The 12832-nt window shown below is 52.5% G+C and carries 12 protein-coding genes; 3 read left to right on the top strand and 9 right to left on the bottom strand.

Translation table 11 applies throughout. The features are described 5' to 3' along the window. Position 1 precedes the first annotated feature (1 nt). The 3 genes from A1332_RS09815 to A1332_RS09805 form a co-directional block, all read right to left on the bottom strand. Positions 2 to 1210, bottom strand: a complete 1209-nt coding sequence (locus A1332_RS09815; protein WP_064008314.1) for an MdtA/MuxA family multidrug efflux RND transporter periplasmic adaptor subunit — start codon at positions 1208 to 1210, stop codon at positions 2 to 4. 121 nt (positions 1211 to 1331) lie between these two features. Then, on the bottom strand, positions 1332 to 1607 hold the full coding sequence (locus tag A1332_RS09810; protein ID WP_020483279.1) for a cupin domain-containing protein: 276 nt from the start codon (positions 1605 to 1607) through the stop codon (positions 1332 to 1334). A gap of 62 nt (positions 1608 to 1669) precedes the next feature. Beyond that, the gene (locus A1332_RS09805) at positions 1670 to 3136 is read right to left on the bottom strand and encodes a GumC family protein (RefSeq protein WP_157203986.1); all 1467 of its coding nucleotides are present in this window, start codon (positions 3134 to 3136) and stop codon (positions 1670 to 1672) included. A 674-nt stretch (positions 3137 to 3810) separates the two neighbouring features. On the opposite strand from A1332_RS09805, the gene A1332_RS09800 reads away from it, so the two are divergent. Together A1332_RS09800 and A1332_RS09795 are read left to right on the top strand one after the other, a co-directional pair. Then, positions 3811 to 5034, top strand: a complete 1224-nt coding sequence (locus tag A1332_RS09800; RefSeq protein ID WP_064008312.1) for an HD-GYP domain-containing protein — start codon at positions 3811 to 3813, stop codon at positions 5032 to 5034. A gap of 45 nt (positions 5035 to 5079) precedes the next feature. Next, complete coding sequence (locus A1332_RS09795) at positions 5080 to 5598, top strand: DUF3391 domain-containing protein (RefSeq protein WP_064008311.1); 519 nt, start codon at positions 5080 to 5082, stop codon at positions 5596 to 5598. Positions 5599 to 5610: 12 nt separating this feature from the next. On the opposite strand, the gene waaC is transcribed toward A1332_RS09795, so the two are convergent. The 3 genes from waaC to A1332_RS09780 are packed head-to-tail and all read right to left on the bottom strand — an operon-like array spanning position 5611 to position 8631. Next, on the bottom strand, positions 5611 to 6621 hold the full coding sequence (gene waaC / locus A1332_RS09790) for a lipopolysaccharide heptosyltransferase I (protein ID WP_064008310.1): 1011 nt from the start codon (positions 6619 to 6621) through the stop codon (positions 5611 to 5613). 3 nt (positions 6622 to 6624) lie between these two features. Next, on the bottom strand, positions 6625 to 7650 hold the full coding sequence (gene waaF / locus A1332_RS09785; RefSeq protein WP_064008336.1) for a lipopolysaccharide heptosyltransferase II: 1026 nt from the start codon (positions 7648 to 7650) through the stop codon (positions 6625 to 6627). Between the two features lie 54 nt (positions 7651 to 7704). Beyond that, entirely contained in the window at positions 7705 to 8631 is a 927-nt protein-coding gene (locus tag A1332_RS09780) for a branched-chain amino acid transaminase (RefSeq protein WP_064008309.1), read from the bottom strand. Positions 8632 to 9037: 406 nt separating this feature from the next. Here A1332_RS09780 and A1332_RS09775 point away from each other — a divergent pair, with 406 nt between their 5' ends. Beyond that, entirely contained in the window at positions 9038 to 9247 is a 210-nt protein-coding gene (locus tag A1332_RS09775; RefSeq protein WP_064008308.1) for a hypothetical protein, read from the top strand. Between the two features lie 59 nt (positions 9248 to 9306). Here A1332_RS09775 and A1332_RS09770 read toward each other — a convergent pair whose 3' ends face one another. From A1332_RS09770 to A1332_RS09760, 3 genes are read right to left on the bottom strand one after another with little or no spacing between them, the layout of a single operon-like run. Next, positions 9307 to 10692 (bottom strand): DUF3526 domain-containing protein, encoded by a 1386-nt coding sequence (locus A1332_RS09770; protein WP_064008307.1) that lies wholly within the window; start codon positions 10690 to 10692, stop codon positions 9307 to 9309. Next, positions 10689 to 12101, bottom strand: a complete 1413-nt coding sequence (locus A1332_RS09765) for a DUF3526 domain-containing protein (RefSeq protein ID WP_064008306.1) — start codon at positions 12099 to 12101, stop codon at positions 10689 to 10691. Before A1332_RS09765 ends, A1332_RS09770 begins: the two co-directional genes overlap by 4 nt. Then, positions 12098 to 12823: an ABC transporter ATP-binding protein gene (locus A1332_RS09760; RefSeq protein WP_064008305.1), complete on the bottom strand. Its 726-nt coding sequence runs from the start codon at positions 12821 to 12823 to the stop codon at positions 12098 to 12100. The genes A1332_RS09765 and A1332_RS09760 overlap by 4 nt, the downstream gene beginning before the upstream one ends. Positions 12824 to 12832 lie beyond the last annotated feature (9 nt).

Raw genomic sequence — 12832 nt, 5'->3', positions numbered from 1 at the left:
TTCAGTTGGCGGCTTTGCCGGTGGCAGGAGCGGCTGCTTTGGTTTTATCGATGACCTTAACTTGGCTGCCTTCGCGCAGTTTGTCGGCACCGTCGATCACCAGCTTGTCGTTCGAAGCCAGACCTTCCAGAATCGCGACGGTTTCGCCATCCGCCGGTCCGGGTTTTACCCGCCGTACCGTGACGCTGTTGTCGTCCTTCACCAGATACACGAACGCACCGTTGGCGCCGTGCTGGATCGCTGCGCTAGGCGCCAAGGTCGCCGCTCGCAAGGTGTCCAGACGCATTTTGATGTTGACGAACTGGTTGGCGAACAGGGTGCGGTCTTCGTTATCGAACTGAGCTTTTAATTTCAGCGTGCCGGTACTGGCGTCGATCTGGTTGTCTACCGCCAGCAGTTTGCCGCTGGCCAGTTTTTGCTGGCCGGCCCGGTCGTAAGCGTCGATGACCAGCGTGTCGCCGGAGCGCCAGCGGCGCATCACTGCCGGTATGTCGTCTTCCGGCAGGCTGAATACCACCGAAATGGGCTGGACTTGGGTAATCACCGCCAGGCCATTCACGTCGCCGGCGCGGACCATGTTGCCCTGATCGACCAGTCGCAAACCGATGCGGCCGCTGACCGGCGCGGTGATGCGGGCGTAACTGAGTTGCAGCTTGGCATTGTCGAGTTGGGCGCGGTCGATCTCGACGGTGCCGCGATATTGCTTGACCAATGCGGCCTGAGTGGCGGTTTGCTGGGCGGCGATGGAATCTTGCTCCAGCAAGGTTTGGTAGCGGTCCTGGTCGATTTCGGCGTTTTTCAGCAGCGCTTCGTCGCGCAGCAATTGGCCTTCGGCTTGTTGCACCGCCACTTGATAAGGGCGGGGGTCGATTTCGGCGAGCAGTTCGCCTTGCCTAACCGCTTGACCCTCGGTAAATGCCACCCGGATCAGTTCGCCATCGACCCGCGAGCGCACCGTGACGGTGTGCAGAGGGGTGACCGTGCCCAGGCCGTTCAAGTAAATCGGCAGATCGCCCTGCCGAGTTAAAGCGACTGCGACACTGACCGGGGTGTTTTCGTATTGGTTGGGGCGGGAATCCGCGTTCTCCTGATGTTGCCGTCCGGCTTGGTAAAAATAATACCCGCCTGCTGCGGCAAGCAACGCAAGTATGGTTGCCCAGCGCCAGCGCGGCCTCCGCGGTAATGCGGAATAATCCTGATCCTTGTTCATAGCCATGCGAATATCAGTAAGTGGGTTCTGGCGTCATGCCGGTCAGCCAAGTCTACCGGCACAACTAAAAAAGGCATCCTGAAGATGCCTTTTTTCGGATTGTCGGCCGATGTGGCGACGCTCAATCGTAGTGGTAGTGTTTGCGCAAGGGTTTAACCACTTCCCAATGGCTATCCAGGCCTTCATGAAACATCACCAAGTCGCCCGGTAAAATCCGCACCGGCTCGCCGCCGACTGGGGTAACAATAATTTCGCCTTCCAGTACATAAGCGGTTTCGGTTTCGTCGAAATCGATGGTGAACGTGGAAATTTCTTTTTCCCAGATAGGCCAGCTTGATACGCCCAGCTCCTGTAAACGTTCCTCGCTAGGGTTATGTTCAACGGTAATTTGGCTCATTGGTTTCCTGTTTGAATGAAGTTGATCGAACGGCGGATTTTAGCATTGTTGCCGCGTCGCAGCTATGAGTCGGTGGTTTCGTCCGGTAATTGCTTGGGATCGTCAGCGCGGCGCAGCCTGTTTACCCGCTCAAATCCCAGGGGTTCCTTGCTTGCCCCGTTTTCCAGTTTGGACTCGTTCCCTTGGTAGAGTTTAAATTCGGTAACGGAATTGATAGTGGTTAGGGTCGGTTCCTTGTTCAGATAATCGTTAAGCCAGACCACGATTAGCGCGATTACCAGGCTGGCGATGCAGGCAATGCTGGCGTCTTGGCCGTAATCGGGTCTCACCGGCTTGTCGGGTAGTGAGGCCCAATCCACCACGTCCAGTTGCGGATTGCTTTGGCGCTGTTTGACGTCGATCTCCACCAGTCGTTGTTTAGTTTGCTGTAATAATTCCTCCAATTTAACCAGCTCTTCCTGCATGGCTTTGTGTTTGGCGAATTGATTGGTGTATTCGGCAGCTTTTTGTTTGTGCTCGGCCATTTGTTTTTGAATGGTCAGCACGGTGCGATGCGCGGCGCCGTAAGCGTTTTCGGCTTCTTGCGTCGCATAGGTCGAGCCCGCTTGCTCCTTGCTGGCGATTTTTTCATCCAGCTCGGCCAGTTGGGTTTTTAAGTTGCGCAAGCTGGGGTGAAATTCGATGTATTCGTCGGTGTATTGGCTTCTTTGCGCTTCCAGGCGTTCGCGCAGGCGCTCGGCTTGCTGGGTTAACACCGCCAGACTTTGCGAATCGGCTTCCGGCACCACGGCTTTGCCTTCGGCGATGGCCGCACGAATGGCGTCCAGTTTGGCCTTGGCTTTGGCTTCTTCTTCCAACGCCGCATTCAAGGAATTATTTAAACCTTGTAAGCGGGCGTGGGCCTCGTTATCGGTACTTTCCAGGGAGAGGATGTCGTGCTGCAATCTAAACGATTCAATCTCCTGACGTTTGTCGCGCACTTGCTGTTCTATGCGAGTCAATTCCGAATTAATCGTGGTACTGGCTTTATCGGTGATGTCGGCGATGTACTCCGCGCGAATTTGCTGGTAGGTTTTGATCCAGGTATTCAAGGCCAGCTGCAGAAATTGCGGATGATTACCTTCCGCGGCTAATTGCACCAGATTGGTTTCCACTACCGGTTTTACTTGGAATAGTGCTTTCAATTGGTTGACAGTGGGGTGGTCGATATCTTTCTGTTGTTTTAGCGTCTCGGCGGTTTTTTCCAATACCGGTTGGCCCAGCAAGACCTGCTTTTGAATGTTGACGTGCTCCAGATCCGCTTCCGCATGAGTTTGATCAATGTCGGTTGCTGCGGTGGTCAATACCAAGGCTTGGCTTTCAAAAATGGCCGGCTGTAGAAAGACATAGGTTTCGGTAATCAACAGCAAAGGCAGAAGTACCAGTAAAAATAAGGTTCTGCGCCTTAAGCGGCGTGGCCAAGGCGTTGGATTGGAACGGTAAAAATCGTCTCCGACGATGTGCAAATCATGGCGATATGGAAACATCACGATTTTCTCCCTGGCGCTAAGTCCGCAGGTTATAGTTTTTGTTGTAGTCCGCTTTGCGGATTTTTAGAAAATTTTTAACGCCGAGGCGAAGGCTGTGTCAGTCAGCTTCGGTTACGGGCAATTAAACGAATGTCGGGTTTAGTATTGTCGATACTGACTGCTAACTTCAGTGGGAGTCTTGCTTGCTCAAGACTTAATTGATAGCCCATTTCAGGCCGTAGAGCCCAAGATCCGCGCTGGCTGGTCTGCTCTGGTGCCTAAACAGTAAATATCGGCGAGCTGCCAGTTTAAACCAATCCAAAAATCAAGCAATTCTAAATTTGCTAACGGCTGTAAAGGCTGGCCTCCAGTCCGACATTATGTCGGATTAATAACCGAAGGCGCGCTTACCAAAGCCCTTTACCTGAACCGAAAGTGATTAGCAAATCGGTTGTAGGAGTAGCCTTCAAATCCGAGATATTAAGCCACGATAAAATATGCTTCGCCTATACTAAAACTCCAATTGGATTTGTGATCCCTCGCCGGTTTGCCGGCTTTTTGTTCGGACAAGACCGAGCGTTCTATGTATCCTTGCAGACTGACGTCCTAGGCGAGTCGGGCGCAATTTCCTCAGATGCCGTTTTGCGGCTATTTTTCAAATTTTTGGATTTCCACAAATCCCCGATTGGATTGGTATGGCAGATAAAGAGGATGGAATACTCAGAATTCATGTGTATGAACTGAGAGTGGGTATGTGCGTAAGCCGTCTGGAAGCGCCGACGGAAGATTCACCTTTTTTATTGGATAGAATCGTTATTGAAAGCCATGCGGATATCCAGGCCATTCAGGCGATTTGCGATTATGTCTATATCGACGTTAAATATCAAAAGTCTTTTTCTGGTGCGATTCCAACCAGAAATACTGAAGCGCGGAAACATTTGAGTTTTGCCAGGTCGTTCAATCAAACCGCTAATACTTATCAACGCACCGGTAATTTAATTAAAACGGTGATGGACGATATTCGTTTCGGTAATCAATTTAGTGTCAGCGCAGTTAAACAAGCCGTTTCCGAGTGTGTGGATAAAGTATTGGAAAACCCTGATACGATGCTGCTGCTGACTCAAATTAAAGATCAGGATCAATATACCGCGCAACATAGTATGAATGTTTGCATCTTGTCGATTCTGTTAGGCCGTGAGTTAAATTTATCAGTGGAAGAACTGAATAAACTGGGTTTTTGCGGCTTGATGCACGATGTCGGCAAAATGAAAGTGCCGCTGGAAATACTCAATAAGCCCGGCTCTTTAGAAGACTACGAGATGGACATCATGCGTAAGCACACGCTATACGGGCGCAACGTTTTAATGTCCGCTCGTAATGTATATCCCGGTGCTGTAGACGTTGCCTACGACCATCACGAGCATTTGGCCGGTACCGGTTATCCGAGAGGTTTGAACAAAACGACGCTGTCGATATTTACCAAGATGGTAGCGGTTGTCGATACCTACGATGCCATTACCAGCGACCGGGTGTATCAGCGAGGTAAGCCGCATCTTATGGCGTTGGGAATTTTGGTGAAAGGTATGAATCATCAATTTGAAGCTAATTATGTCACTCAATTTATCAACTGCATCGGCTTTTATCCGCAAGGTAATTTAGTCGAATTAAGTAGTGGCGAGATTGGCTTGATAGTTGAGCAAAATAAAGCTGATCGGCTTAAGCCGAAAATCTTGCTAATTCAGGATGGGAATAAAAACCCTATCGAAGAAAAAATACTTGATTTATCGCTGAATCTTGCCGATGCAAGCGGTAAACGCTATGGTGTCAAACAAGTAATAAGGCCTCAGGACTGCGGTGTCGATTTGGCCAAGTATTATCAAGATGGCAAGTTTACTAAAGAATATGCGGTAGTTGGCTAAGGTTTTAGTTCTTTAAATAAAATTCCCTGGATATTGTTTTTAACAATGGTTAAAAAAATTAATATTAACCAGCTCAGAAAAGGTATGTTTGTTTGCGGCACTGATCGGAAATGGATAGATACACCTTTTTTCCGTACTAAATTTCTGATTTCATCAGATAAACAAATTAATACTTTAAAAGAGTATTGCCAAACTGTTTCTATCGATACCGGTAAAGGTATCGACGTGGATAAGCCCGCTGAAACCGACATAATCGATTCCGGCGGTTCTGCGGCTACGGAGATGCGCAGCCGCGCCGAGGAAAATGATTCTGCTTACCCTGTTAATTGCATCGTCGAACTACAGACTGGCGAACTGGCAGTGGTGGTCCAGGGACATTCACAAGTTCCCCAAAGCCCGCTAGTGAAGGTGATCACCAATCCGCAGAAACAATTGCTGTTTCAAGAGCGTTTGCTCGATCTGGCCAATGAGCAGCAAAATCAGATCAAGATAGTCAGGGTATTGGCTAGCGACGAACCGATTATCGAATTGCTGAAAATGTTTGTCGAACTGGAAAAAACTTAGCCAGCCAAAAACTTAGGCATACTGCTGAGTCTTGCCGAACAGCTCGTTGCTTAGGGCAATCACGGCGCGCGGGTCGATTTCTGCAATGGAGAAATCGTTTTTATCCAGTTTGAACGGATTGACCTGTGAAGGCGACTTCAACGCCTTATTGATGTCGGTTTGGTAAATCCGGCTGACCGGCGTTGGTCCAAACAAGGTAATCGACGGCCGATTCAAACCCCAAGCCATATGCGTCGGCCCGGTATCGTTACCGATCACTAAGTCGGCCCTGGCGAGCGCGGCTTTCAAATCGTTGAGGCTTAATTGCGGTAATACCCGCGCCAGACTACGTTCGGCCAGCCACTGCGCCATCCAGTGTTCTTTCTCGTTGCCCCAGCAGATCAGAAAGTTGGCTTCCAGTCCAAAGATTACCTGAAGAAATTTTTCTAAGGGGTAGTTACGGCTGGGCCAGGTCGAGCCTATCACCAGAATGACGTTGGGTTGACCGGCTGGAAAATACTCATCCAACGGCGTTTGCGGCGGCTGAAAAAACAAAAACGGCTGCTTTTCCTGAATTTGCGCGGGTGTCACATTCAGCCCCAGCGGTTGGGTCAGCACGGCGACATTGCGATCAATAGTGTTGGCGTCGTAAGGGTAGGCCACATGCCGGTTGTAAAATAAGGCGGCCCATTTTTCCCGGATCGAGTCCTGATCGAACCCCACGCAGTTTGCCGACAGCAAACGCGAGACCAACGCGGATTTAATTAAACCTTGTGCATCGATGACTAAGTCGTATACCTGCTCGGCATAACCGCGTATTTTGTTTATCTCGGCAAAGATGCGCCATTTGTCGGTTTTCAGGGCTTTTAAATTCACACCCAACACGTTGTTCAGATGCGGATTGTCGGCTAGTACGCCGGCGAAGCGTTCCTCGACGATCCAGTCGATTTGCGCCAGCGGCAACGCGGCTTTGATGAATTGCAACGCTGCCATCGCATGGACGATGTCGCCCAGCGCCGAGAGCTTGACGATGGCAATTTTCATCGATTAGGCGTCCAGCGCTGCCAGAACCTGCTCCGGCCGGATTTCCGTTAAGCAGCGAGTATGGCCCAACGGACACTCACGCTTAAAACACGGCGAACAATCCAGATGTAAATCCAGGATCTCTGCCTTGGGATGCAGCGGCGGGGTAAAACCGGGGTCGGAAGAGCCGTATACCGCAATTAATTTTTTATCCAGTGCGGCAGCGACGTGCATCAGACCGGAATCGTTGCTGACGACCGCATCGGCCAGGGACAGTAAATCGACCGCATCGGCCAGTGAGGTAATGCCGGCGAAATTGCGGCAAATACCACCCGATAAATCATTAATGTGCTCCGCAACGGCTTTGTCCTTATCGGAACCGAATAACCAGACTTGCCAGCCTTGTTCTTCCTTTTGCCGGGCGACAGTAGCGTAATGTTCGCTCGGCCAGCGCTTGGCCGGACCGTATTCCGCGCCCGGACAAAGTGCCAGGATTTTACTGACAATAGGGCGTAGTTCCCCCGCCCCCTCAAGCAGAGCGCTGGGCGGGGGGATTTCGATTAAATCCGCACCGGTAATCTCGAATTTCCGGCAGACGTTTAATTGTTGCTCGGTCGTGATCATCAACTTTGGAACGTCGTAAGTTGGCGGCTGAGGTGCTTCGTCCGGTAAACCCAGTGCCACAAAACGCTGTACGGTCATGGTCAGCACTGTCTTATCGAGCGTGCGCACATCGTTCAACAAACCCCGGCGCAGTTCGCCGAGAAAACCGGTCCGTTTGGGAACGTGCGCAAAAAACGGAATCAGCGCCGATTTCCAGGAGTTAGGCAGCACAATCGCCTGATCGTAATGATGACTTTGCAATTGCCGGCCGATACGGATACGCCCGCGCAAATCAAACTGCCCGTGTCCCTGCGGCATCGTCAGACCTTTATTAACTTCCGGCATGCGTTCCAGTAGCGGCAAGGACCAAGCCGGGGCCAGCACGTCGATATGGCAATCGGGGCGTTGTTGCTTGAGGGCGATGAACAGGCTTTGCGCCATCACCATGTCGCCGACCCAGGACGGGCCGACGACCAGGATTTTATAAGGCTGCGCCGTCACTTAAGAAACGAGCGTCAACCATTCCTTATGGTCGGCGCGACGGCCCTGAACGTAGTCGAAATACAGTGCTTGCAGTTTTTCGGTGATAGGGCCGCGGCTGCCGGAACCGATGTCGCGGTTGTCGTATTGACGAATCGGCGTGACTTCGGCGGCGGAACCGGTGAAGAAAGCTTCGTCTGCAACGTAGACTTCGTCGCGGGTAATACGTTTTTCGATCACTTCATAGCCTTGTTCACGGGCGATGGTGATCAAGGTATCGCGGGTAATGCCTTCCAGAGCCGAGGTTGTCTCCGGCGTGTAAATTTTACCGTTACGGACGATGAATAGATTCTCGCCGCTGCCTTCCGCACAGAAACCTTCGTGGTCTAACAATAGTGCTTCGTCGTAACCGGTGGATAAGGCTTCCTGCAAGGCCAGGATCGAGTTGATGTAATTACCGTTGGCCTTGGCTTTGCACATCGTGCTGTTGACGTGGTTACGGGTGTAAGACGAGGTGCGGATGCGGATGCCTTTTTCCATGTTTTCCGCGCCGAGATACGCGCCCCAGGTCCAGGCCGCGACCATGACGTGTACTTTCAAATTATCTGCGCGCAGGCCCATGCCTTCAGAGCCGAAGAACACCATGCTGCGGATGTAGGCGCTGTCCAGATTGTTTTTAGCGACGGCATCACGATGGGCTTGATTGATTTCTTCTTTCGAAAACGGCATTTTCATATTCATGATATGCGCGGAACGAAACAGACGATCTGTATGCTCGGCCAGTTTGAAAATCGCGGTGCCGTTTTCGGTTTTATACGCGCGTAAGCCCTCGAAGACGCCGCAGCCGTAATGCAGGGTGTGAGTCAATACATGGACTTTCGCATCGCGCCAATCAACCCATTTTCCGTCTAGCCATATAAACCCGTCTCTATCATCCATCGTTGTCATCGTCTGAACCTGTATTGTTTAATGATTGGTGCTGCGCCGCGTCGGCTTAAAAGTGACGGAAATTGTACTATAAAGCGGTGTCAGGCAATACAGGCCGCGCAGAAGTCCATGGTTTTGGGTGGCGCCGCAGGGCTTTAGGTATTTGACCGAATTGTCTCTATCCAAGGGCGAGGCCTAAGATGCGGGGAGTGCGAGAGTGAAATAATTCACTGATTCTTCGTGGCATCGACCACCGACAGGGGGGCATTGTTTGGGATAAATTAAACTCAACGTCAATATTTAGTTAAAGCCTGATGTCAGAGATAGTTAGGAAATGTTATGGCTATGATTTTTATAGGCTTTAGTTTGTTGGCGTCACTTATGCTTAAGATGAAATGAGTCAAATCGGCATGTTCGGGAGAGCGTCATGAAAACAAGCAATGAAGTCAACGAAATCAGTACACTGCGTATCGTGTTTATCGAAACCTTAAGCAGGCAGTTTATAGCCATCACTGGTTGCGGCATTTATGTATACCTCAATCCGGTCACTATTAACGAATTGTTCAACCGTTATCTGAACAGCAGCGTACCCATCAATGTTTTTGCCCGGCAATGCGTCAGGAATATAGTGGCTTAAAGTTGGTCAGACAATCCGGACGGCTAGAGCCGTCCAGGACGTCTTTGGAGGCAAGGGCTTCAGGCTTTGGCAAAGCGCCGGCGTGAGCCGAATAGTACAGCCAGCAATAGAGACGCAAGCGCCGCTTGGCCGGCAATCAAGCTTTGACAGGCCGCCAAGTCTGCCGGATGCGCAAATGCAAAGCGTGGTTGATCGCGACTATATTCATCGCTCCAGGTGGTGTCGGTCATGATCTTGGGCACGAAATAGTCGCGCCATTGATCTTCAAAGCGATTAACCGCCTCAACATACTCGGCGTAGCGCGGCGCATCGATTCCCGCCAACCTATCGGCCATTTGCAGCGCCGCCATAGCCGGCGATAGCCACGACCAGGATTCCAGAAACTCGAATTGTGCCTTACGGGCACTGTCGAAGCGGTACATCAACGGCCGGATCTGTTGGTCCAGAACCAAACCTGCCGGTAAACCGGTAATTTCGCGGGGTAACTCCTTGCCGGTCTGCGGCATCTTCAGGTCGGGATGGGTGCTGTACCAGTCAGCGAGCAGCACCTGGCGTTGTTGATTGTTTTGCTCCTGAAACTGGCGGATGGCGATGATGCTATCCAGCCGGGATGGCATCGGCGCATGCCGATCAGCGGCCCATGCCAGCAAGGCCGGGCTGGCGAAGGTCAATATCAACCAGACCCCGAGCATGCCGATAGCGGACGCGCCGGACGAGAAGGGCAGCAACAGGAACAAGCCGGCAATACCGAACCAGACCAGCGCATAAAGTCCGCCAAATCCCAGCCAATACGCCACGCTATCCAAACTAGCGCCCGGATCGAGCAATAGCGCCAGCAGCGAGCTGCCGACAATTACCAGTAGGACCACAACATAACGCACGCATAGCGCAGCACACACCAAGTGCCAGGGTGCCGACATTTGTGTGCAGACCAGCCGCCAGACCCCGCTTTCCCGGTCCTCCTGCACCAAGCCGTAGCTCAAGGCAATCACCATCAGCGGCGTCAGTAAGGCGAACACGGTGGCAAAATCCAGCATGCCTAACTCGTGTAGCATCGGGTTGAACAACTGATCACTGTTGCGACCGTCGGTGTGGCGGCTGCGGGTGGAGATTTTGATGCCGGTGCTTAAAAAATCCAATTGCCGCACACTCAAGGCCAAGCCGCCCAGGGCCGGCAAGCGCAAGGGTGGCGCGGCGGCACTCGCGGAAAAAGCGCTGGCTTTGCTGGCATTGCCAGCGGCTTTGGGCGCATCGTGCATCTCCGCTTGATTGGACGTTGCATTGACAGAGTGTGGTGATGCGTTGCCGTGCAAGCGAAATTCGCGGGCGGCCAAGCCCGACCAGGCGGCGCTAGCCAGCATCACGCTGAGAAACAACCCGGTCACCCACAGATTTAAGCGGTTGCGTTTAAAACGCAGCCATTCCATAGCAAGCAGTTGCATCATGGCGCCAGCCTCCGTGCGGAAATTTTCAATAGGCCAACCGATAAGCCCAGCCACAGCAACAACACCAACAAATCCACTTCGGCGGTTCGCAGTGCGAAGCCGATGTTCGGTGCTTGATAACTAAAATCCGCCACGCTGCGCCAATCGGTTTCCTCGCCGGTGGCCTTGCGCTCCGTGCCACGACTGCGTTCGCGGTCCCAGTCTTCGGTGAGATTGATAAAATATTGCCGGTACTGTTCGGCGGCGTCTTCAAAATGCCGTTGATGCGCCAAATCCATGCCGGCGAGGGTCATGGACAACGAACGGAGCGCCAGGCTGGGGCCTAGCCAGGAACCGAGGTGACTGAGGTGCTGTTGCCTGACAAAGTTGTCGCGTAAAGCGTCGAAGCGCAGGGCGTGGACCTTAACGGAATAGGCATCGTTGTGCTGGCGATTTAAAGACACAAAACCGACCGGCAAATCTTCTTTGCGAGACACGCCGTATTGAGCCAACACTTGCGCTTCGAAGGCCTTGGCGCGCTCCTCATGATCGCCGTCGTGCTCCAGACCATGATCGATATCGTCCTTGATCTCGCGCCAAAATTGGCTGGCATTGGGGTTGGGTGCCAGTATTTCGGCGCTTACCGCGCCCAGGCGCGGGGCGATAAATACGCTCGCCAGCCAAAAGCCCAGCAGACAAAACAAGGTCGTGCGGCTGGTGTTGAAATACGCCGAAGCGGAAATCGCCAGCGCGGCGAAGGTGCCGTAATACAGATTTAATACCAGCATCAACACCAGCAGGCGCAGCGCATCGTCCAGCGTAAAGGCGAAATTTCCCAACAAGATGACGGCTGCCAGCAATAGCGCCGGTGCCAACACTACCGAAAACGCGGTCATCAAGCCCAGTAATTTGCCGAATAACAATTGCCCGGCGTCCACGCCTAAACTATGCAGCATGCGTAAGGTGCCCGATTCGCGTTCCTGGCTGACCGAGTTGAAGGTCAAGGCCACAATCAATAGCGGCAACAGTGCGGTCAACACAAAACTGGTGGTGGCTTGGCCGAAGCGGCCAGCCAACACTTGGTCTGCCGCCGGGTTAAAACGGGTGAGGTTGCGTTTGTGCGGTTCCAGCCACAAGGATTGGCCGATATACGGACGCAAGCCCGGATCCAGTGCCGCCACCGGCGTATCCTGTTTAAACACATAGATGCCGTAATGCGCAGCGGAATGTGGATTTTTCACGCTCTGGGTATTCCACTGTTCTTTGGCGGTGGTGCCGACGCTGTGTTTTTCGGCACGCAACTGCTGCAATTCGTACATTGAAGTCAGAAAAAAACCGACAAACAACACCAGCAGGGTAATGCCCAAAGTCAGCAAGCGGCCGTCGCGCAGCGTGGCGAGAAATTCTTTGCGAATGATGGTCTTGATCATGCCAAGCCCCGGGCGTGAGCCAGATATTTTTGTTCCAGTTCGTCGTGTTGCACGGTGTGGGCGTCGAATTCTTCCACCAGGCGGCCGTTTTTCATGATGCCGATACGGTCGGCGACTTGTTTGGCATTGAACAAATCGTGAGTCGCCATCAGCACTGCCATGCCGCGATCGGCGGCGGCGCGGATGCGTTGGGCAAAGTCATTGGCGGCGCTGGGGTCCAGGCCCGAAGTGGGTTCGTCCAGCAACATGGCTTTGGCCTGTTTGGCGGAGGCGATGGCTAAGCCGACTTTTTGGCGCATACCTTTGGAATAGGCCGCCACCCGTTTCTGATGGGCATCGGCTTGTAAACCGCTATCCAGCAACAAGCTGTGAGCTTGGTCGCTGCTCAGGCGAATATTGGCCAAGGTGCAAAAATAGGTCAGATTCTCCAGGCCGCTCATCACCTCGTAAAGCGCGACGTTTTCCGGCAGATAGGCCAGTTTCGCCCGCACCAGTTCGGCATTGGCGTGCGGCGATTCGCCTTCGATCAGCACCTGCCCGCTACTGGGGCGATTGAAAGTCAAAAAAGTGCTGATGGTCGTAGACTTGCCGGCACCATTGCCGCCTAGCAGTGCATACACGCAGCCTTGGGGAATTTGTAAATTTAAATTATCGACCGCGCGGTGCTGCCGGTATTCGACAACCAGGTTTTGGGCGGCTAAAACAGGGGAGACAGAGTTCATATTAGGTAT

It is taken from the genome of Methylomonas methanica (assembly GCF_001644035.1).
Taxonomy (GTDB): domain Bacteria; phylum Pseudomonadota; class Gammaproteobacteria; order Methylococcales; family Methylomonadaceae; genus Methylomonas; species Methylomonas methanica_A.
The sequence above is the reverse complement of the archived record's forward strand: the minus strand, read 5'-3'. Positions and strand labels throughout refer to the sequence as shown.